Consider the following 20,594-nt stretch of genomic DNA (forward strand, 5'->3'; position numbering starts at 1 on the left):
CATATTAGGCATCCGTCAATCAACTCGAATTTAAGCATCCCACCTGATTTAATATTGCACCAGTAATCTAAAAAACATCAAGAAATGAAACTTAAATCAATCTTAGTGGCAAGCTTCATCGCCACTTTAACGCTTATGTCCTGCTCTGGTGAAGATGGAGAGCAAGGACCACAAGGTATGCAAGGGCAAACCGGGGACACCGGAGCAACAGGACCAACTGGAGCTATAGGTGAAGATGGTAATGCCAATGTGAATAGAATCTCTATTGATCTAAGCGATGTGGACGAAGGGGAGGCCATTGTACCATTTGCCGTTCCTGAACTGACCGCAGAAGTGTTGCAGACCCATATTGTCCTATTTTATCTGGAAGGGGATTCAGGTAATACAATTTTCTATACGTTATTGCCTGGTGTGGATATATTTACTGGCTTGAATTTTTACCTTTCAATGATTGAAGGGGGTGTTACTCTTTTTATTACAGATACACAAGGTAGTCCAGCGGGTTTGCCTGCGGGCATTTTCTCATATTTACATGTGGTAATGATTGAGTATAGTGCAAGCTCACCTTCAGGAAAAACTTCCAAAGCCCACTTTGCAAATCACTTAAAGCAATCTGGGGTTGATATCAACAACTATAATGAAATCACAGAACATTTTGAGCTTCAGTAGTTCAACTCAAAAAAATATTTGCTCTTTTCCTACTTATCTCTATTGATTCAGGTTGGGGTTCCCTTTGGGAACCTCAATTTTAGTTACTACTCCATAATGCGTTCGAACCATTGGTAGAGTTCACCCTTGGTAATGACCGCGCCTTGTTGAATCAATTGAAACTTATCTTGGTTTTTATCCTTCGAATATGCTTTGGAGGCAGTAAGGTATTCCACAAAATCCGATTGAAAGTTGCGTTTGAACCAACCGAAACCTTCTTGGGTACGTAGGTCGATTTCAGGATTCATCACCTTAACTGAAAACAGCTTCATCTCCTTCTCGCTCAAATGGAACAAATGCATATGACGCTCAGAAATATTTTCCAAATACTCTACCTTGGAGAGCACGCCTTCCCAAATTAAATCACTAAATACATCGAGTTCTTCCTCGGCAACCTCAGGGTTTTCTTCTTTCAGGGCATCCCATTCTTCGGCGGTAATCGATTGCGTCGCTAAAAAGTTGATGAACTCAGGATGCAGCTCCTCCAACTGCTGTTTGGTCAATCGTGTGTACTTCATCCGGCAAAAATAAAAAAGGCTACGCTTTCACGTAGCCCTTTTCATATTATCTGAGTTAATTTTAGAAGATATATCGTAAACCAAATTGCATTTGCCATCTGGATGCCAAACTAAAGTCATCCACAAATGTACTGGTCTGTGATGGGTCAAAACTATAAACGGGCTCTCCGCTTGTATCAATAAAGACGCCTACAGGTTGGGTGGTCAAGGGTAACTGAACCACTCCCCAATCAGAGTTCAACAGGTTTCCAAAGTTTAGAACATCAATACTGAACTGGATGGTATTCTGGTTTTTACCCAAACCGTTAAAGTTGAAATCTTGGAGCACTTTTACGTCCCATCGACCTCTCCAAGGACTCAATTGGTCATTTCTGCCCACATAATCCCCTCTTCTACCGCTTAGGTAGTCGCTCTGTTGAATGAATGCCTCAAAACCATCGCGCTGTTCTTGAACCGTAGGGTCACCTGGATTGACAGGTGCAGCAAATTGTTGTTGTTGCAACTCTGCTGCTGTTGGGATGTAAATCAGGTCGTTGGTAAACGAGCTGTCCCCGTTGATATCACCTGAGTAAGTATAAGAGAATCGACCTCCCTGGGCATATTCAAAAAATGCACCGATGGAAGTTCCCCATTTTCCTTGTCCGTAATTCCATTGTTTATTCAATTGACCAATAAAACGGTGCTTGTTACCAAACAAACTTGGGGCAGTACCTTGTTGGTTCACATTGCCCAAAGCTGGATTAAGGTCAAACAAATCACTTGAAATCTCGGCAGACATGGAGTTTACATCAAAACTTTCCAAAAAGTTATAAGCCACCATGGCGTAAAAGTTGTTTTCGAATTGCTTCTGCAACTTCACTGACCAGTTGAAAGAGCGTCCCTCATCAACATTGGAAATTACATAAGCACTGGTAGGCCCTCCAAAAATCTGGGCCCTGTCCTCTGGTAAATACACAGGGCGATTATCAGGCCCTGGCAAGGTTCCGGAAGGCTGTGCCAAACCAAAGTTGTAGGTGGTCGCTGCATTCAAGTCCTTGGTGAAAACGATATCAGTAGTGGCGACTATCCCATTTTCAAAACGGTAATCCAATCCAAGATTGGAACGCCATACTTGTGGAAACTGGAAGTTTGGATTGGTGGGTGTATAGAAAAAGAAATCAGTATTCTGCACTTGGTTACCCACCCAAACAAATGGGAATCTTCCCGAGAAAATACCGGTCCCACCTCGCAACTGAAAGCTTTGGTCACCTCGAACATCCCAGTTGAAGCCCAATCTTGGGGACCAAAGGATCTCATTATCGGGAAGGTCAAAACTATCTAAAAAGATAGGTTGTCCATTCTCATCAAAATATTGGATGTCGGGAGCATATCCACCTCCATCAGCCAATAGACCTCCCTTTCGGTCAATGTTCTCCTGAATCAATTCCCGTGTGTCAAAATACAAGGGTTTATCCGCCCGAAGACCATAGGTCAACTTAAAGTTATCTGTAACATCCCATTCATCTTGAACATAAAAAGCCAACTGACCTACGTGGGTCTCAGCCAAAGCCCAACCCCCTGGAGTTCCAATGGGAACCGCATTGTTCGCTGCAAAAACGTTCTCTGCATTGCTGATCGCGTCACCAATCAACCCATTGTCCACAGCATCCAAAAAGGCACCTACACTTGGGAAGTCAGCAAAAACACCCACAGCTCCCCTTCCATCAGCGAAAAAGTAGCTGCCGAGGTTAAAGGAGTTGAAAAACTCAAATCGTTCAAACGAGAATCCAACCGTAAACGTATGATCGTTAGCAAACAGGTTCATATTGTTCGTAATCTGAAATACATTCTGTTCCAAGCGGTTGTTTATGGAAAAAGGCTCATGACCAGCAACAATGGCTCTTACCCCATCTTGTTGAATGTTAATGGCTGGAGCGGGGCTTGAAAAAGGATCTCTAGAGTCCTCAAACTTGGTATATCCTATTTGCAGTTTGTTCACTGCGGTACCTTCACCCAAGGTGGAGTTCAATTCAGCGAGATAAGAATTGATTTTGTTATTGATTCGGTATCCACTGTTGGCGAACTGAAGGGTAATCGCATCCGGACCACGCCGACCAATGGCCAACTCATTCGCAGTCAAATCCCTGGAAGCATCCAAAAAGTTGTAAATCATGGTCAACCGATTGTTATCGTTGATGTTCCAATCCAACTTGAAGATACCTTTGGTGGATTCGGTATCTAAAAGATAGCCTTCAAATGGGCCAGTCTCATAACCCAATCCAGATAAAGCATCTGAAACCAGTTGAAGGTCATTGGCAGAAACACGAGAAACGTTGTTGCCACCTTGTCCCCTATCCGCAAAAAAGTTAGAGCCTAAGTCCTCACGCTCATCCCTTTCGAAGTTGGCAAAAAAGAACAGTTTGTTTTTCACAATAGGTCCTCCGATACTCACCCCGTATTGGGTTTGGGTCAGGTCTGGAACAAAAATATCCTCTCCGGAGACTTTGCCACCGGTCAAGTCTTGATTACGGAAGAAACCGTAAACGGTACCTTTTAAGGTATTGGTACCACTTTTTGTCACCGCGTTGACCGAAGCTCCTGTAAACCCTGCCAATCGAACATCGTAGGGCGCCAGGGAAACCTGAATTTGCTCAATCGCATCCAAGGAAATAGGTTGCGCATTGGACTGCCCCCCAGGTGTTGGTGCATCAAGACCGAATGGGTTGTTGAAAATAGAACCATCCAAGGAAAAGTTATTGAACTGGCTATTTCGTCCTCCGAAAGAGATTCCATCAGACGTTGGTTCCAATCTTGTGAAATCTGCTTGGGAACGGGTAATGGTCGGTAATCGTCTTAATTCGCGATTCCCTAGATTGGTCTCAGCCCCGGTCCGGTCGCTTCCAAAAGTCCCTGACCGATCGGATACCACTACAACTTCATCCAGGGCCTGACTGTCAGAAATCATGGTAACGTTGTAGTTGAATGTTTTTCCCAGTGAAAGTGAAATATCACTTTTCACCGAATTTTTGAAACCCACAAAAGAGATGGTTACCTCGTAAGGTCCTCCAATACGTAGATTCAATAGGTTGTACCGGCCATCTTCGTTTGTAATTGCACCATAACGCGTACCGGTAGGCGTGTGCACTGCAACCACGTTCGCTCCAAATAAGGGAGCGCTTTGGTCATCAACAACAGTTCCTCTGATGTTGGAGGTCGTGACTTGGGAGAAAGCCGAAGTGAATACCATTAAGAACAGTATTCCCAGAGGTAATAGTTTCTTCATTTGTTTGAGTTAAATTGTTTTTTGATTACCTACAAACATAGGACAAAAAAAAGAGCTATGCACGCATAGCTCTTAACAACTTATTAACCAAAACCTAATAATTACTTGGTCTCAGCGACAACTTCAAAAGGAAAATCAACAATCACTTCTCTATGAAGTCTTATTTCTGCATTGTAAGGTCCAACTCTTTTGATGGTACCTCCTTTTATATTAATAAACTTACGGTCGATTTGATGACCTGCTTTGTCCAAGGCCGCAGCAAGGTCGATACTACTTACCGAACCGAAAAGCTTATCTCCTACTCCAACTTTCGCAGGTATTCTGATTTCCAACCGTTTAAGTGCCTCAGCAGTAGTGCTGGCCTCGTCAACAATCTTCTTTTCTTTATGAGCTCTTTGCTTCAAGTTTTCAGCTAAAACCTTTTTCGCTGAAGGGGTTGCCAACATGGCCAATCCTTGAGGAATCAAAAAGTTTCTTCCGTATCCGTTCTTTACGGTAACGACATCGTCCTTAAAGCCTAAATCCTGAACGTCTTCTTTTAGAATAATTTCCATTCTTCGCTAATTTTTTATTTCAACATATCGCCAACATAGGGCATTAAGGCCAAGTGACGAGCACGTTTTACCGCTTGGGCCACTTTTCTTTGATACTTTAGGGAAGTTCCTGTCAACCTTCTTGGAAGCAGTTTACCTTGTTCGTTAACCAATTTCATCAAAAAATCAGGGTCTTTGTAATCGATGTACTTGATACCTGACTTTTTAAATCTGCAATACTTCTTTTGCTTGGTGGTTTCAATGTTCAACGGGGTCAAATACCTGATTTCCCCATCTTTTTTTGCTTTTGCTTGTTGTTCAATGGATGCCATGCCCTACGCGTTTGCTTTTAGTTTTGTTCTTCTTTTCTCTGCCCAAGCAACTGCATGCTTGTCCAATTTGACGGTCAAGAAACGCATAACGCGTTCGTCTCTGATAAATTCGAGCTCATAGGGATTGATTACACTACCCTCGGCTGTGAATTCGAACAAGTGGTAAAATCCACTCTTTTTGTGTTGAATGGGATAGGCCAATTTTTTAAGTCCCCAATTTTCTTTGGAGACCATTTTGGCACCATTCTTAATTAAGAAATCCTCAAATTTCTTAACTGTTTCCTCTATCTGGGTATCAGATAGAACGGGATTCAAAATGAAAACAGTTTCGTAATGGTTCATATATACTTATTTTAAAGGAGCGCAAAAGTAACAATTATAACTTCTTCACGCAAGAAAAGGGATAAATCTTCGTTTAAAAGAAGTGAGTTATCAACAGAAGTGAACCAACCAAATCTACATAACGTATATAGCAAAGTACACAACATAATAGACCATGTTTACATCTTTTGTTGCCTTTAAACGTCTTTTTTATGTAATTTGCCGATGATTTAAAACCCTACAAATCACCCCATTCTATGAAATTAAAAAGTATAATAGTAGACGACTCCTCGATGCAGCGAATGGCTGTCGCAAAATTGGTGAATAACCATCCCCATCTTGCCTTGGTAGCCGAATACAGCAATGCCATTGAAGCTAAAAATGGTCTGAAGAACCACGAAATCGACCTCATCTTTCTTGATGTGGAGATGCCAATCATCAGCGGGTTTGATCTTTTGGAAGCCCTTGAGAACCCACCTCAGGTAATTCTTATCACTGGAAAGCCGGATTACGCTTTGAAGGCCTTTGATTATGATGTAACCGATTATTTGCACAAACCCATCACCCTTGCCCGTTTTGAAGCCTCTGTAAAAAGAGCCGTGACCAAGTACGAGCAGTTGAACAGGGTTGATGAAGATGAAGAGCACATCTTTGTAAAAAGTAACCTAAAGAAACGTAAGGTTATTTTAAATGATATTAAGTGGATTGAAGCTCTTGGTGATTACATCAAGTTGGTGACAGATGAAGCCAATATTGTAATTCTTTCCACAATGAAGTCTTTTGAGAAACAACTCCCAGCGGAAAAGTTTCTTAGAATACATAAATCTTATATAGTGAATCTGGAAAAGATTGAGAAATTCAACAGTAAGAATGTTGAAGTAGGGGGCAGACAGATTCCTTTGAGTAGAAACAAAAAGACAGAATTGGCCGAAGCTTTGGCCAATGTGTAATTATATGTGGTCCACGTTGTAGACCAGTCTTACGCTTTTATACTTGGAAATAGCATTAAAGGATTTTTCGATTCTTTTAATGCTATTTTTAGTTGGTGCCAGAGGTTGGTCCCTTGAAATTTTAACCAGTATATTTTTTAGATAATCCCTTCTGATTCTGGATACCGGAGGGTATTCAGGTCCCAGCACCGTTTGCCCCAAAACATTTCGCAAGGACTGGGCAAACCATTGAGCCGCCTCGTTCAGCTTATTAAAATCCTTGTCCTTCAATGTGATTTTTATGATTCTAACCACAGGGGGATATTTGAACTGTTCTCGTTCATAGTACTGTTGCTCAAACATTTTCTCAAAATCGTAAGTCGTAACCTGCTGCAGAATCTGATGATAGGGATTGTAGGATTGAATCAGGACTTTGCCTCTCTTTTGAGTCCGCCCTGCCCTTCCTGCAACCTGTGTAAGTAATTGAAAGGTACGCTCATGAGCTCGATAATCTGGAAAGTTCAATAATGTATCTGCATTCAAAATACCTACCAAACTTACATTTCTGAAGTCAAGACCTTTAGCCACCATTTGTGTGCCCACCAAAATATCCAACTCCTGCTGCTCAAAAGAAGTGATCAACTTTTCATAAGCATATTTTCCTCTCGTGGTGTCCAAATCCATTCTTCCCACTTTTGTCTCAGGAAACAATTGATGAAGCTCTTTCTCAATTTGCTCCGTACCAAAACCTTTGGTGTCCAGGGTCGCATTGCCACAAGCCAAACAGCTCAGTTGCATGGCCATGTGATATCCGCAGTAATGGCAGCGCATTTCATTTCGAAACTGATGATAGGTCAAGCTTACATCACAGTTGGGGCATTGGGGCACGTGTCCACAGGTAGTACATTCCACAATAGGGGCAAAACCTCTTCTATTTTGAAATAGAATTATCTGTTCTCCCTCGGAAAGTGCTTCCACAATAGCATCATGAAGGGTTTCAGAGAAGTGGCCTTTCATCCGTTTACGCCGGGTAGCTTCCTTAATGTCGACCAGAGCGATGTCGGGCATCATCACATCGCCGAAACGATGATTGATTAGAGCATATCCGTATTTCCCCTTTTTTGCATTTTCCACACTCTCAATACTGGGCGTGGCAGAACCCAACAAACAATTGGCCTTGTGCATGGAAGCCAATACTATGGCAGCGTCGCGGGCATGGTAGCGAGGAGCTGGGTCAAATTGCTTAAAGGAATTCTCATGTTCCTCGTCTATTAGGACGAGACCGAGCTTCTGAAAGGGCAAAAACAAGGAAGATCGCGCTCCAATTACAATTTGTGCTTTCTTGGAAGCTGCCAATACGTTATTCCATACCTCAGCTCTTTCGTGGATGCTATATTTTGAATGGTACACCGCCACTTTATCTCCAAAATGGTCCTGTAAACGACCTATAAGCTGTGAAGTGAGCGCTATCTCTGGAACTAAATACAGGGTGGATTTCCCTTGAGCGAGCATATCTTCAATGAGTTTGAAGTATACCTCTGTTTTTCCTGAAGAAGTAACTCCATGCAACAAGGTCACCTTACCTTCCTGAAAACTGTCCTGGATTTTGCCCAAGGCCTGTTTTTGATGATCATTTAAAATGATGTTGGGCTTGGTTACTTCACCTTCAAATTGAACGCGATCGATTCGAAGTTGATATTCCTCCAGTATTGATTTCTTTACCAATGCTTTCACTACAGCTCTTGAAGCCCCACTCTCGTTACAAAGGTCTTTCAGACGAATGGGTTTGTTCGTCCTGCCCCGCATTTGAAAGAGGGCCAAAAGCACCTTGATTTGTTTTGGGGCCCTTGAAAGCTCTTTCAGTAGTTCCTCTAAGTTATGTTCTTCTTGGTAGTCGGCTGCCAGTTTTATAAAGGTGACCCATTTGGGCTTGTACTGTTCATACAGTTCTTCTTTTTGAAGAACAATCCCCTTTTGTACCAAGCGATTGACCAACCGGATAACATATTTTTTATCGACAATAGCACTGATTTCCTCAATTTTTAAGGCCGATTGGTACCGCAGTGCCTCGTATACAAGAAACTCATCATCTTTCAATTCCAATTCGTCCACTTCAGCTTCCTTATTAGGAAGAATCAAAGTTTCACTTTCCAGTAAAAACGCACTTGGCAGGGCCGCCCGCACAACTTCACCCAAGGTGCACATATAGTACTCCCCTATCCACTGCCAGTGTTTTAATTGAATTTTGCCAATTATTGGAGTGTCATCCAATATTTGGTAAATGGGTTTGGCATCGTATGCTTGCGGTGCTCTGTCATGAACCTCCATAGCAATTGCCGTGTAAATTTTGGATTTCCCAAATGGAACTGCGACCCGCATTCCGGGCTGGACCCTTCCTACATCCTCGGGTTCCAGTCGGTAGGTGAAAAACCTCTCCAAAGGAATAGGAAGTACAACATCGAGATAGTTGTGCATAGGCATTAGGGTTCGGTTACTCTATGCCATGTTTGCGTACGAAATAAGAATGCCACATAACCTCGAACCTTCAATATATTGCTATTGTCAGGGTCAAGCCAAACTTTCCCCCGATAGGTAGTCCCGTTTTCTGGGTCCAAAAGGTTGGAACCTTTGTATTCTCCCTCGTCTGCTTCTTTAAACTTCCTCATGATGTGCATTCCTTGAACGGGCTGGTCCTTTAATTCCCCTTTGCATTTTATGCATTTCGCATTTTCACGACCTTTTTCCAGAACCTTCAAGATTTTGGCATTCATGAAGCCATTTTTCTCGTAAACCTCAACAATGGCCTTGGTCACTCCAGTTTTGTCATCAACAGTTCTCCATTTTCCAAAAATGTTCTGGGCGCTCAATGGCTGCCAACCATATAGTACCAATACAAGCAGAAGCATTTTAAACTGAATTCTGTTTATCATGTCTTTTCTTCAAAGAATTAAGGGTTGCGTTCAGCTCAAATCCCAAAAGTAGAATGTTGGAGTTCAACCAAATAAAAACCATTAAGATCAATAAGCCTCCCAAGGCTCCATAAAGTTCGTTATAACGGGCGAATTTTTCCACATAAACCCCAAAGAGATATGAGGTCAATAAAAATAGGAAAGTGGTCATCAATGCTCCGGCAGAAAAGAATCTCGCTTTTCTACCTTCGGCAGTACCAAAATAATACAGTATCGCCGTGGTCAAATAAGACAATGTGGTGAAGAAACCGATTTTGGTCAATTGAATACCCACAGTGTCTCCTTTTTCAACACTGTACCCCAAAGTTTTACCCAAATACTCGCTGGTGTACTCCACAATGTAAAACTCAAAATATACATATGCCACAGCCCCGACAATAAGAAGTATCGAAAGCAACAAGCCCACCATCAGCGCATAAAGGTATTGCCTGAAAAAATTGCGGGTAAGTTCCACGTGATACGAATTTTCAAAACCTCCGAAGATGGAATTTACCCCATTGGCCACCAAAAAAATGGAAATGAGAAAGGAGGATGATAACAATCCACCTCGTTTTTGGTCCTTGATCTGTTGATAAATATCCCCAAAATAATCGCCAGTAGCTGTCGGAAGGAAAGATTCCAGATAAAGCAGGAACTGGGCATCAAAATTTTCGTTTCCAATGCTTGCATAGGGAATGATAAATGGTAAGAGCGTAACCAAAAAAATCAACAACGGAAACAAGGCCATAAAAAGGCTAAAGGCAATAGAGCTCGCCCGTGAGGAAATTGTCCCTTTTACGATACCCAGCACATACATTTCGGTGAGATCATAGAAGGAAAGTCCCTCAAAAGCCGGCAACCGAATGCTTTTAAGCAATCTGACCAGCCAATTGATAACCGGTATTTTTTCCAATCGTTCTTCAATGGCCACCGACATTATACTGCTTTAAGGCTTAAATCGAGATTATTCACCGAATGGGTCAAGGCCCCTGAGGAAATATAATCCACGCCACATTCGGCATATGCTCGTAGAGTTTTCTCATTAATTCCCCCTGAAGACTCCGTCAAACATTGATTTCCAATCATTTTAACTGCTTGCCTAGTGTCCTCGTAGTTAAAGTTGTCCAATAGGATACGGTATACCTCTTCCGATTTCAAAATTTCCTTGACCTCTTGAAGATTTCGGGCTTCAACAATAATCTTAAGGTCCCTTTGCGTGGTTTTCAGATAGTTTGAGGTCTTTTCAATCGCTTTGGTAATGCCCCCAGCAAAGTCGATATGATTATCCTTCAGCATGATCATGTCGTACAGGGCGAAACGATGGTTCTCCCCTCCTCCAATTTTGACGGCCCATTTCTCCAAAGCGCGAAATCCCGGGGTTGTTTTTCGGGTATCGAGAATTTTCGTTCCAGTTCCTTGAAGCAAATCCACAAAACTTTTGGTCTTTGTTGCAATGGCACTCATGCGTTGCATAGCATTGAGCACCAATCTTTCTGCTTTAAGGATACTTTGGGAACTCCCTTCCACCAAAAAGGCGATATCGCCATGTTTCATTTCATCCCCGTCTTCCATCAACCTTTCCACTTTTAACTCTTGATCCACAAACGAAAATACCTGTTGGGCAAAAGCAATGCCCCCAATTACGCCTTCATCCTTCACCAATAGTTTGGCCTTCCCCGTAGCCGTTTCCGGAATACAGGCCAGGGAACTGTGGTCCCCATCGCCCACATCTTCACGGATGGCATTTTCTATTATGAGTTGAATTTCTTTTTGAAATTGCGCTTCGGTAATCATTAAAATGGGGTTTCCACGAAAATACTAAAAACCCAATTCCCAAGGTCGACCTTAAAGCATTATTTGAAACGAAACGATTAATTTTGGGCATGCAAATTTCTTTGATTGCCGTTGGAAAGACGGATAGTAAAGACTTGATGAATCTGATGGAGACCTATCAAAAAAGGTTGCAGCACTATATCAAGTTCAACTTTATGGTAATACCAGATATTAAGAACAGCAAAAATCTTTCCGAGGCCCAACAGAAAACTAAGGAGGGTGAATTGATTTTAAGTCATATCCAATCTTCTGACCATGTATTGCTAATTGATGAGAGAGGAAAACAGTTTTCTTCGCTTTCCTTTTCCGATTTCCTGCAAAAAAAGATGAACGGCGGGTTAAAACAGCTTGTTTTTGTAATTGGTGGACCCTATGGGTTCAGTGATGCGGTTTATGCCCGGAGTAATGGAAAAGTAAGTTTATCTTCTATGACCTTTTCCCATCAAATGGTACGCTTGTTTGCCCTGGAACAGTTGTATCGCGCCTTCACAATTTTAAGGAATGAGCCTTATCATCATCGGTAGCTGTCTTTTCTTTTGATGTTAATTTGTATCGGTCCAAAAGGTCTTCCACTTTTTTGATGACGAAGTGGTGAGGTTTTTTTTCACTGGTGGTTTTTTCCAAAGACTTTATCATATTTTGGGATACCTCCTTCAACTTGTCCAGCTCTTCTGCAATAAAATTATATATCTCTTTCTGACGAATGGGATCTTTCTCCACTTTGAGCACATACTGCAAATCCCCTATATTTTTCATGTGCGAGCTAAAAACATGGGATTGATGCCAAGCAATTTCTGAAAGTTTCTTCTTTTGATCAATAATTTTTGAGATAATCGGATTTACAATGAACAACAATTCAAAAATGATAATGAGTATAGCAAAAATGGCTAGCTCCAACTCAATCAGCATCATTGATTTGATATCTTTCTCTGATTTCTTCTGGAACATGTTCACTATTCCATCCATAATGAAGAGAAAACGATCTACCCGATAGCGCACATCACTAAAGTTAATGCTGGAAAAACTCTGGAAATCCTTGAGCTCGACATAAAGCCAATCCAAGTGGGCTTCCAACTTTCCGAATTCCTTTAATATTTCTTCATTATCAAGTGGTTCAATCTTTAGATTGACATTGCCTTCCTGCAAAAAACGATTCATTTGGTAGAGCTTGGTCAGGGTCAGCTTCATCTCCGCATAATCGCAGTTATGGTATCTACAAGAATATAGTTCATTGAGCAAACGTTGGCTCAACATACGCTGTCGACCCGCCAAATTCACAACCAAAGCCGTAGAACGCTGCTCATTCAGTGTGTACTGGGTCATCGATTGAATAACAATGGTAAGAAGGACAATTGTACTTACCAACAGGTAATAGGCCCGAAAGCCCCTCTTAAAAATTTTAAAACGGCGGAATTTCATGCAGATTCCATTTTATAGGAATTAGCTTACAATTTAGTGCGAAAAATAGGGATGTTCCCAAAAATGTTGTGAAACAGCAATTTCAAAAGGTGAAACCGCATAGGCGTTGCAAAAAGCGAAGAATCTAGTACAGCACCCTGAACTTAATGGTATGCTCCACATTCTTTAGGGCCTTTACCACTTCTTTGTTATATTCTTTATCCAAATCCGTGATAACATAGCCCACTTCACCATCGGTAGATAGGTATTGTCCGGTGATATTCATTTCATATTTGGCCAACACTTCATTAATTCGGGCCATAATTCCGGGTACGTTATGGTGAATATGCAAAAAGCGATGCGCATTGTTCTGCTTGGGTAGGCGAATGTTTGGAAAGTTCACCGCATCCACGGTATTTCCAGAATTGATATATGCCATAATCTTACCGGGAACGAATCCAGCGATATCCCTTTGCGCTTCCTCGGTACTACCTCCAACATGGGGGGTAAGAATTACATTGGAAAGTCCTTGAAGGGGAGTTTCAAAATCACCATTGCTCCTGGGCTCAGCTGGATAAACATCAACTGCTGCCCCGGCCAATTTGCCATCCTTCAATGCATTTGAAAGTGCTTTAATGTCGACGACAAAGCCCCTAGAAAGGTTGACCAAATAAGCTCCATCTCGCATTTGCTGAATCTCACGTTCCCCGATAAAATTTTTGTTGGCCTTATTGTCATCAACGTGAAGTGTTACCACATCCGAAACGGACAACAATTCTTCCAAGCTACTGCACTTAATTGCATTTCCGAGGGCCAAACGGTCAGCAATGTCATAATAATAGACCCGCATTCCCATGGCCTCCGCCAATACCGAGAGTTGCTTGCCGATATTGCCATAGCCCACAATTCCCAAATTTTTACCACGGACTTCTTTGGAGTTAATGGCCGTTTTATTCCACTGCCCTTGGTGAATTTCAGTACTTCGCGTGAAAACATTGCGCATGAGCATAATGATCTGTCCGATGGCCAATTCTACCACGGACCGGGTATTGCTGTAAGGAGCATTGAATACGACGACCCCTTTTCGCTTACAATAATCCAAGTCTATTTGGGTAGTCCCTATACAAAAAGCACCCACCACCAACAACTTGTTGGCCGCATCCAGCACTTTTTGGGTCACTTGGGTTTTGGAACGGATACCCAAAACATGAACGCCGTTGATACGCTCTATCAACTCATCTTCGCTAAGACTGTGTTTTACCAATTCAACCGAAAAACCATCTTCGGACAGGTTGTCAAAGGCGTCAGGATGCACATTCTCCAATAATAGGATTTTAATACGGTTTTTGGGGTAGGACAGATTTCTCGGTAAATCGTTCACAAATAAAAATTCATCAAGGTTAGGTGTAATATGGTCTGCGTTGTTCGCGGCTTTTTCGCGATGAACGTTTTCAGTATAGGCAAAAAACTTATGGGCCAACCCGGCTTCCCGCATTACATAATCGCTGTAACCGTCACCAATTACCTGAATTTCACCATCAAGGTCCAAATGCTTCAAGCATTCAATTTTGCCGTTATGGGAAGCCAGCACATTGCTCTCATCAAAGCCAATGATATTGCCTTCCGTATCAAATTTAAAGGTATTGGCATAAACCCTTTCGGAAGGAATGTTGTACTCCTCCACAATGGGGTCAATAAACTCTTTAAATCCACAAGAAATTACATAGATGTCGTCGGAATACTTTTCAAAAAATTCTTTGTTGGTCGCGATAGACTTTGAGATTTTCTCACGAAGCTCATCCACAAGATATTTCAAATTGTCCTTATGAGCATTGAGCAATCGAATACGCCTTTCCAAAGATTCGGTAAAGGATATATCCCCATCAATACCCAAATTGGTGATTTCCTGGATTTCCTGAATCACCTCCTCTTTGTTCGATTTACCTTCCAAGGTGATTTCTGCCAAAACATCGAGGGCCTCCACCCGGGTCAAGGTACTATCAAAATCAAAAACGTATTTGCGTGCTGCTTCAACCATTGCTGCTCAAAATAAACTTCAAAATTAAACTTTAATCCCAACCGAAAATACCTTCACACAAAAAACCAACCACCAAATGAAAAAATCTCACAAATCGAAATGAAAATTTGCGAAAAATGAATTTTGAAGCATAAATCCCGATGCATTGGCCTCCTTATTCAAAACCAACGTCGGGTTTCCTTCAAATAAAAACGGTAGGGTTTGCCAAACTTCTTCTCCAAAGCCTCCTCTTCATGCTTAATTTGAAAATGGTTCATATAATACACAAACCCCGCGGCCAACAAAGTATTAAAGGCATTGCCCAACTTCAATCCAAAGGCCAATAACATCAATAACATCCCCAAATACATAGGATTACGGGAATATCGGAAAATTCCATGGGTAACCAAGCTCGTAGTTTGGTTCAAATCAATAGGGTTAGTTGTGGTTTTGGCCCTAGTAAATTGAAAAATGCCTAAAAACATCACCAAAATAGCCAATCCAAAAAGAAACCAAGCCAGCTCAATACGACCAAAAAAATCAAACTCCCCTACAGGAAGAAACCTATCCAGCAAGTACATCAATCCTCCAAAAGCAACCATGATCAATGGTGGAACAATCTTCACTCTCATTTAGTGCCAATCTTAAGATTCGAAATTACTACTTTTGGTTCGTTTAAAAATATGCCTTTTTGAAACTCGTATTTGCCACCCACAATCAAAACAAGATAGAAGAAGTACGGGCTATTCTTCCTGACACTTTTACTTTGCTTTCCCTCGATGATATTGGGTGTACTGAGGAAATTCCTGAAACGGGTGAAACCCTGGCTGAAAATGCCAAAATCAAGGCAGATTATGTAACGCAAACCTATGGTTTGAATTGTTTTTCGGACGATACCGGCTTAATTATCGATGCTTTAAATGGAGCGCCGGGTGTGTATTCAGCCCGATATGCCAGCGAGCACAAAAACGCGAAGGACAATATGACCAAGGTACTTGAAGAATTAAAAGACGAGTATTCACGGACGGCGCGTTTCAAGACCATCGTCCATTTAAATTTGATGGGGGAATCCCATGTATTTGAAGGCGCTGTAGAAGGATGGATCACCAAACAGATGCAAGGAAGCGGAGGTTTCGGTTATGACCCCATTTTTAGACCGGAAGGCTATGATCAAACCTTTGGGGAACTACCCACCAAGGTGAAAAATACCATCAGCCACCGGGGAAGGGCCATTCAAAGTCTCGTCGAATTCTTAAAAAAAGAGACATTTTAGCTCCTAACCCTTTAAATTAGACTACCTTTGCGCCTTTATTAACGCCGCCGGTATGGGCAAGGTGTTGTATGAGCTTCCGTGTAGGGTACAAAAAATCGCTCTGAACAACACAACATATTTGCGATTTAAAGTATACTACAATGACTGCATTTGAAGCCTTGGGGCTGGACAAACCCCTATTGGACGCTATTTCTGATTTGGGATTTGAAACCCCATCCGAAGTTCAAGAAAAAGCAATCCCCCTATTATTAAGTGAAGATACCGACCTAGTTGCCTTGGCACAAACCGGTACTGGAAAAACCGCTGCTTTTGGTTTTCCCATGATTCAAAAAATACACTCTGAAAGTAGAACAACCCAAGGGTTGATACTTTCACCAACGCGAGAGCTGTGTCTGCAAATTACCAACGAGCTACAACTATACTCCAAGTATGTAAAAGGCCTAAATACGGTTGCCATTTACGGAGGCGCCAGTATCACAGAGCAGGCTAGACAAATCAAAAGAGGCGCACAAATTGTTGTGGCCACCCCCGGACGGATGAAAGATATGATCGGACGCGGTATGGTGGACATCTCAAAAATTGATTATTGCGTGCTCGATGAGGCCGACGAAATGTTAAACATGGGCTTCTATGAGGATATCAAGGATATTTTGTCCAACACTCCCCAAGAAAAGTTGACTTGGCTGTTTTCGGCCACCATGCCGAAAGAGGTTTCAACCATTGCGAAAAAATTCATGCATAGTCCCCAAGAGATTACCGTGGGCACCAAAAATGCCGGTGCCACAACGGTTCAGCATGAATATTATGTGGTCGGGGGACGTGACCGTTATTCTGCCTTAAAACGTTTGGCCGATGCCAATCCCGGGATTTTTTCCGTAATCTTTTGTCGCACCAAACGAGATACCCAAAAAGTTGCTGAGCGCCTTATTGAGGATGGTTACAATGCAGGGGCTTTGCACGGGGATTTGAGTCAAAACCAAAGGGATTTGGTCATGAACGCTTTCCGTAAAAAACAAGTCCAACTTTTGGTCGCCACGGATGTTGCTGCAAGAGGTATTGACGTGGACGATATTACCCACGTGATCAATTACCAATTGCCCGATGAAATAGAAACCTATACACACCGTAGTGGTCGTACAGGAAGGGCCGGAAAATCTGGAATCTCCATGGTAATTGTTACCCGGTCCGAGCTTCGGAAAATAAAGGCGATTGAGAAAAAGATAAAACAGGATTTCCTAAGTAAAAAGATTCCAACCGGGATTGAAATCTGTGAAATTCAGTTATACCATCTGGCAAATCGGATAAAAGACACCGAAATCAATACCGAGATTGATGGGTATCTGCCCGCTATCAATGATGTTTTGGACGGAATTGATAAAGACGAGCTCATCAAAAAAATCGTTTCAGTCGAATTCACCCGTTTCTACAACTACTACAGTAAGACCAAGGACTTGAATACCCAGGACAGTGGCCGTGAACGCAGTGGCAGCAGAGAGAGGGGCTCCGGCTCCGGCTCGGTTCGCTATTTCATAAATATCGGGGAAAGGGATGGCTACGACTGGATGGGCCTAAAGGACTTTCTTCGAGATACCTTAAATCTTGAGAAAGAGGATATTTTCAATGTAGATACCAAAGGGAGTTTTTCATTTTTCAATTCTGATGCTTCCCTAACCGAATTAATCCTTCAAACCTTTACTGATTTTAAGGTCAATGGGCGATTTATCAATGTTGAGGTTTCCACAAAACCAGGAAGTTCTGGTAAAGGCGGCCGAAAAAGAGATAGAAAACAAGGACACCGCAAAGGAAGGGACAATCAATCCTTTAAAAGGGGGCGAAAGGAAAACAAAGGAAGACGTGGCGGTAAGAAAAGACCTGGTTTTTATTAGTTAATTCTATATTAAATGCCACAACTCTCCCGTAAATTTTGCTTTGTTTAGTATTTTTACGGTCACGTTGATTGCATGAAAAGAATTTTACCCTTATTACTTTTCCTATTTTCATTTGTTGGTTTTGCACAAGATGGGGATGAGGCCGTGCTGGAAGGCGAAATAACCGCTACGGTGGTCAATGCCCAATCCAGTTTTCCTATGGAGAGTGTGCACGTCATCAATCTGAATAAAGTGGTAGGAACGATTACCAACCAAAAAGGAAAGTTTACTATCCCGGCTGCAGTGAACGATACGCTGTATCTTTCTTTCCTCGGATTTAAATCCCAAAAAGTACGGGTGACGAATGATATGTTCAAGTTTGAGAACACCGAAATCGCATTGACCGAATTGGCTTATGCCCTTGAGGAGGTTATTGTGAGGCCCTATCAACTGACAGGCTATCTTGAGATCGATGTGAAGAACCTGCCTATTAACAATTCATATCAATATAGCATCTCCGGATTGCCCAAGAGTTATGAAGCAGGCAGCAAAAATCCCAGTGCCGTTACCAAAGTTTTGGGTGCCATATTGAATCCAGCGGATTTATTGCGAAACCTTTTTGGGAAAAAACCCAAGCAAATGCGAAAGTTGCGTCAAATGAAAGAGGATGAGGATATTCGAAATCTTTTGGCCTCTAAATTCGATAGGGAAACGCTCACCGAGCTACTTCAGCTTGACAAAATGGACATCGATGACATTCTCAGTAATTGCAATTACTCCAAGTCCTTTATTCGAACGGCAAACGATCTGCAAATCTTGGATGCCATCTCGAGTTGTTATGAGGAATACAAGGTTTTGAACCGAAGATAACACCCACTCCCCTTTTTTTGATGCGCTCCGCGGATTGGCCATTTTAAATAAATTTTATATTTCGCCTTTCATTTTATAGTTTTAGGCAAAATCCCAACGAATGAAAAAACTACTTACTGTTATGTCCATTATCTCCTTTCTTTTTGGTTGTAAAGAACAAAAAGCACCGAAAAAAGATGAACCTATAGTAACAGAAGTTGTGCAGGAAAAAGAAGTCCCTTTCATCTGGGAAGCAGCCAACGTCTACTTTTTACTTACGGATAGATTCAATAACGGCAATCCAGAGAACGATGTCAACTTTGATAGAACGGAGGAAACTGCAGTTTTGCGTGGTTTTGAAGGAGGCGATATCCAAGGCATTACCCAAAAAATAGATGAGGGCTATTTTACCGATTTGGGCATCAACGCCATTTGGTTCACTCCCATTGTGGAACAAATTCACGGTGCCACCAATGAAGGCACCGGTAATACGTACGCCTATCACGGCTATTGGGCCAAGGATTGGACGGCCGTTGACCCAAACTTTGGCACTCGGAAAGATCTGGAAAATATGGTGAAAGCAGCGCATTCCAAAGGAATTCGTGTTTTGCTTGATGTCGTGTTGAACCATACGGGTCCGGTCACAGAAAAAGACCCGGTTTGGCCTTCAGAATGGGTAAGGACAGGACCAAACTGTGAGTTCACCAATTACGAAAACACCACGGCCTGTACCTTGGTGAACAACCTTCCCGATATTCTCACAGAAACCGATGAAGCGGTGGAACTGCCAGATGCCTTGTTGGCCAAATGGAAGGAAGAAGGTCGTTTGAGCCAAGAATTGGATGAACTGCAATTATTTTTTGAGCGAACTGGCTATCCAAGGGCGCCAAGGTTTTATATCATCAAATGGCTAACTGATTACATCAATGATTTTGGTGTGGATGGCTTTCGGGTCGATACAGTGAAGCATGTCAATGAAAACGCATGGGCTGATTTGTACAAGGAAGCCTCTTATGCTTTCGAAACCTGGAAGAAGAAACATCCAGACCAAGTTTTGGACGACAATGCCTTTTACATGGTCGGAGAAGTATATAACTATGGTATCACTGGTGGGCGCGATTTCGATTTTGGGGACAAAAAAGTCGACTATTTTGATTATGGGTTTAAGAGCCTTATCAATTTCGACCTCAAGAACGATGCACATAATGGGTATGAGTCTGTTTTCAAAAAATATAGCAAACTTTTGGGCACCAAACTCAAAGGGAAAAGCGTGTTGAACTATCTTACTTCCCACGATGATGGAAGTCCATTTGACAAAGATCGGCAAAAGCCTTTCTTGACTGCGAACATGCTGTTATTGGCTCCCGGTGCTTCGCAAGTGTATTATGGTGACGAGACTGCCAGAAGTTTGGTCGTCGAAGGAACCGAAGGGGATGCCACACTGCGTTCCTTTATGAATTGGGAAGACTTGGATAGTTTGGAGCACACTAAAAAAATCCACAAACACTGGCAGAAATTAGGCTTGTTCAGAAGGAATCACCCTGCTGTTGGAGCCGGTATTCACAAGCGGTTGGCCAAATCCCCATATGTATTTTCCAGAAGTTATGTGGATGGGGATTACAAGGACAAAGTCGTCATCGGTTTGGAACTGCCAAAGGGCAAAAAGTCACTGTGGGTGAAAGGATTTTTCGGAGATGGCACCAAACTATTCGATGCCTATTCAGAAACCGAGGTTATGGTCTCCAACGGCAAAGTGATTCTTGAAAATGACCATTCCGTTGCACTATTGGAATTAGTGGAATAGT

The 20,594-nt window shown here is 42.2% G+C and carries 19 protein-coding genes; 7 read left to right on the forward strand and 12 right to left on the reverse strand.

Annotated features, from left to right (window positions below; all coding sequences use genetic code 11):
* Window positions 1-84 precede the first annotated feature (84 nt).
* A complete protein-coding gene (locus EW142_RS04760; RefSeq protein WP_165395223.1) occupies window positions 85-669 on the forward strand; it encodes a collagen-like protein in 585 nt (194 codons plus the stop codon).
* Window positions 670-755: 86 nt separating this feature from the next.
* Here EW142_RS04760 and EW142_RS04765 read toward each other — a convergent pair whose 3' ends face one another.
* The 5 genes from EW142_RS04765 to rpsF all read right to left on the reverse strand — a co-directional run bounded on the left by EW142_RS04765 (window position 756) and on the right by rpsF (window position 5,695).
* Window positions 756-1,226: a DUF6495 family protein gene (locus tag EW142_RS04765; protein ID WP_130610390.1), complete on the reverse strand. Its 471-nt coding sequence runs from the start codon at window positions 1,224-1,226 to the stop codon at window positions 756-758.
* Between the two features lie 61 nt (window positions 1,227-1,287).
* Entirely contained in the window at window positions 1,288-4,488 is a 3,201-nt protein-coding gene (locus EW142_RS04770; protein ID WP_130610393.1) for a TonB-dependent receptor, read from the reverse strand.
* A gap of 101 nt (window positions 4,489-4,589) precedes the next feature.
* On the reverse strand, window positions 4,590-5,042 hold the full coding sequence (gene rplI, locus EW142_RS04775; protein ID WP_130610396.1) for a 50S ribosomal protein L9: 453 nt from the start codon (window positions 5,040-5,042) through the stop codon (window positions 4,590-4,592).
* Window positions 5,043-5,056: 14 nt separating this feature from the next.
* Window positions 5,057-5,353, reverse strand: a complete 297-nt coding sequence (gene rpsR / locus EW142_RS04780) for a 30S ribosomal protein S18 (protein WP_130610399.1) — start codon at window positions 5,351-5,353, stop codon at window positions 5,057-5,059.
* A gap of 3 nt (window positions 5,354-5,356) precedes the next feature.
* Window positions 5,357-5,695: a 30S ribosomal protein S6 gene (rpsF, locus tag EW142_RS04785; protein ID WP_130610402.1), complete on the reverse strand. Its 339-nt coding sequence runs from the start codon at window positions 5,693-5,695 to the stop codon at window positions 5,357-5,359.
* Between the two features lie 236 nt (window positions 5,696-5,931).
* Here rpsF and EW142_RS04790 point away from each other — a divergent pair, with 236 nt between their 5' ends.
* A complete protein-coding gene (locus EW142_RS04790) occupies window positions 5,932-6,624 on the forward strand; it encodes a LytR/AlgR family response regulator transcription factor (RefSeq protein WP_130610405.1) in 693 nt (230 codons plus the stop codon).
* On the opposite strand, the gene priA is transcribed toward EW142_RS04790, so the two are convergent.
* The 4 genes from priA to nadC are packed head-to-tail and all read right to left on the reverse strand — an operon-like array spanning window position 6,625 to window position 11,345.
* Window positions 6,625-9,078 (reverse strand): replication restart helicase PriA, encoded by a 2,454-nt coding sequence (priA, locus tag EW142_RS04795; protein WP_130610408.1) that lies wholly within the window; start codon window positions 9,076-9,078, stop codon window positions 6,625-6,627.
* Between the two features lie 5 nt (window positions 9,079-9,083).
* Window positions 9,084-9,509 (reverse strand): DUF2147 domain-containing protein, encoded by a 426-nt coding sequence (locus tag EW142_RS04800; RefSeq protein ID WP_130610411.1) that lies wholly within the window; start codon window positions 9,507-9,509, stop codon window positions 9,084-9,086.
* Window position 9,510: 1 nt separating this feature from the next.
* Entirely contained in the window at window positions 9,511-10,488 is a 978-nt protein-coding gene (locus EW142_RS04805) for a YihY/virulence factor BrkB family protein (protein WP_130610414.1), read from the reverse strand.
* Window positions 10,488-11,345 (reverse strand): carboxylating nicotinate-nucleotide diphosphorylase, encoded by an 858-nt coding sequence (gene nadC, locus EW142_RS04810; protein ID WP_130610417.1) that lies wholly within the window; start codon window positions 11,343-11,345, stop codon window positions 10,488-10,490. Before nadC ends, EW142_RS04805 begins: the two co-directional genes overlap by 1 nt.
* Before the next feature lie 89 nt (window positions 11,346-11,434).
* Between nadC and rlmH the strand changes: the two genes are divergently transcribed.
* On the forward strand, window positions 11,435-11,908 hold the full coding sequence (rlmH, locus tag EW142_RS04815; RefSeq protein WP_130610420.1) for a 23S rRNA (pseudouridine(1915)-N(3))-methyltransferase RlmH: 474 nt from the start codon (window positions 11,435-11,437) through the stop codon (window positions 11,906-11,908).
* On the opposite strand, the gene EW142_RS04820 is transcribed toward rlmH, so the two are convergent.
* The 3 genes from EW142_RS04820 to EW142_RS04830 form a co-directional block, all read right to left on the reverse strand.
* On the reverse strand, window positions 11,871-12,803 hold the full coding sequence (locus EW142_RS04820) for a type IV pili methyl-accepting chemotaxis transducer N-terminal domain-containing protein (RefSeq protein ID WP_130610422.1): 933 nt from the start codon (window positions 12,801-12,803) through the stop codon (window positions 11,871-11,873). The two genes, rlmH and EW142_RS04820, sit on opposite strands and share 38 nt — an antisense overlap.
* Window positions 12,804-12,927: 124 nt before the next feature.
* On the reverse strand, window positions 12,928-14,820 hold the full coding sequence (gene serA, locus EW142_RS04825; protein ID WP_130610425.1) for a phosphoglycerate dehydrogenase: 1,893 nt from the start codon (window positions 14,818-14,820) through the stop codon (window positions 12,928-12,930).
* A gap of 158 nt (window positions 14,821-14,978) precedes the next feature.
* Window positions 14,979-15,431 carry a methyltransferase family protein gene (locus tag EW142_RS04830; protein ID WP_130610428.1) on the reverse strand — a complete coding sequence of 151 codons (453 nt, stop codon included), beginning with the start codon at window positions 15,429-15,431 and terminating at the stop codon, window positions 14,979-14,981.
* Window positions 15,432-15,490: 59 nt separating this feature from the next.
* Between EW142_RS04830 and EW142_RS04835 the strand changes: the two genes are divergently transcribed.
* From EW142_RS04835 to EW142_RS04850, 4 genes are all read left to right on the forward strand, one after another.
* Entirely contained in the window at window positions 15,491-16,072 is a 582-nt protein-coding gene (locus tag EW142_RS04835; protein WP_130610431.1) for a non-canonical purine NTP diphosphatase, read from the forward strand.
* A gap of 140 nt (window positions 16,073-16,212) precedes the next feature.
* On the forward strand, window positions 16,213-17,958 hold the full coding sequence (locus EW142_RS04840) for a DEAD/DEAH box helicase (protein WP_130610434.1): 1,746 nt from the start codon (window positions 16,213-16,215) through the stop codon (window positions 17,956-17,958).
* A gap of 75 nt (window positions 17,959-18,033) precedes the next feature.
* A complete protein-coding gene (locus tag EW142_RS04845; RefSeq protein WP_130610437.1) occupies window positions 18,034-18,810 on the forward strand; it encodes a carboxypeptidase-like regulatory domain-containing protein in 777 nt (258 codons plus the stop codon).
* A gap of 100 nt (window positions 18,811-18,910) precedes the next feature.
* On the forward strand, window positions 18,911-20,593 hold the full coding sequence (locus EW142_RS04850; RefSeq protein WP_130610440.1) for an alpha-amylase family glycosyl hydrolase: 1,683 nt from the start codon (window positions 18,911-18,913) through the stop codon (window positions 20,591-20,593).
* The last annotated feature ends 1 nt before the right edge of the window (window position 20,594 follow it).

The organism is Flagellimonas allohymeniacidonis (genome assembly GCF_004296335.1).
Lineage (GTDB): Bacteria > Bacteroidota > Bacteroidia > Flavobacteriales > Flavobacteriaceae > Flagellimonas > Flagellimonas allohymeniacidonis.

Excerpts from the sequence above, each read along its gene's own strand:
- nadC (WP_130610417.1), bottom strand. The coding sequence starts at position 11,345 with ATGATTACCGAAGCGCAATTTCAAAAAGAAATTCAACTCATAATAGAA.
- EW142_RS04770 (WP_130610393.1), bottom strand. The coding sequence starts at position 4,488 with ATGAAGAAACTATTACCTCTGGGAATACTGTTCTTAATGGTATTCACT.
- rpsR (WP_130610399.1), bottom strand. The coding sequence starts at position 5,353 with ATGGCATCCATTGAACAACAAGCAAAAGCAAAAAAAGATGGGGAAATC.
- EW142_RS04830 (WP_130610428.1), bottom strand. The coding sequence starts at position 15,431 with ATGAGAGTGAAGATTGTTCCACCATTGATCATGGTTGCTTTTGGAGGA.
- EW142_RS04845 (WP_130610437.1), top strand. The coding sequence starts at position 18,034 with ATGAAAAGAATTTTACCCTTATTACTTTTCCTATTTTCATTTGTTGGT.
- EW142_RS04840 (WP_130610434.1), top strand. The coding sequence starts at position 16,213 with ATGACTGCATTTGAAGCCTTGGGGCTGGACAAACCCCTATTGGACGCT.
- EW142_RS04820 (WP_130610422.1), bottom strand. The coding sequence starts at position 12,803 with ATGAAATTCCGCCGTTTTAAAATTTTTAAGAGGGGCTTTCGGGCCTAT.
- rpsF (WP_130610402.1), bottom strand. The coding sequence starts at position 5,695 with ATGAACCATTACGAAACTGTTTTCATTTTGAATCCCGTTCTATCTGAT.
- EW142_RS04850 (WP_130610440.1), top strand. The coding sequence starts at position 18,911 with ATGAAAAAACTACTTACTGTTATGTCCATTATCTCCTTTCTTTTTGGT.
- EW142_RS04790 (WP_130610405.1), top strand. The coding sequence starts at position 5,932 with ATGAAATTAAAAAGTATAATAGTAGACGACTCCTCGATGCAGCGAATG.
- EW142_RS04765 (WP_130610390.1), bottom strand. The coding sequence starts at position 1,226 with ATGAAGTACACACGATTGACCAAACAGCAGTTGGAGGAGCTGCATCCT.
- rplI (WP_130610396.1), bottom strand. The coding sequence starts at position 5,042 with ATGGAAATTATTCTAAAAGAAGACGTTCAGGATTTAGGCTTTAAGGAC.
- priA (WP_130610408.1), bottom strand. The coding sequence starts at position 9,078 with ATGCACAACTATCTCGATGTTGTACTTCCTATTCCTTTGGAGAGGTTT.
- serA (WP_130610425.1), bottom strand. The coding sequence starts at position 14,820 with ATGGTTGAAGCAGCACGCAAATACGTTTTTGATTTTGATAGTACCTTG.
- EW142_RS04800 (WP_130610411.1), bottom strand. The coding sequence starts at position 9,509 with ATGCTTCTGCTTGTATTGGTACTATATGGTTGGCAGCCATTGAGCGCC.
- EW142_RS04760 (WP_165395223.1), top strand. The coding sequence starts at position 85 with ATGAAACTTAAATCAATCTTAGTGGCAAGCTTCATCGCCACTTTAACG.
- rlmH (WP_130610420.1), top strand. The coding sequence starts at position 11,435 with ATGCAAATTTCTTTGATTGCCGTTGGAAAGACGGATAGTAAAGACTTG.
- EW142_RS04805 (WP_130610414.1), bottom strand. The coding sequence starts at position 10,488 with ATGTCGGTGGCCATTGAAGAACGATTGGAAAAAATACCGGTTATCAAT.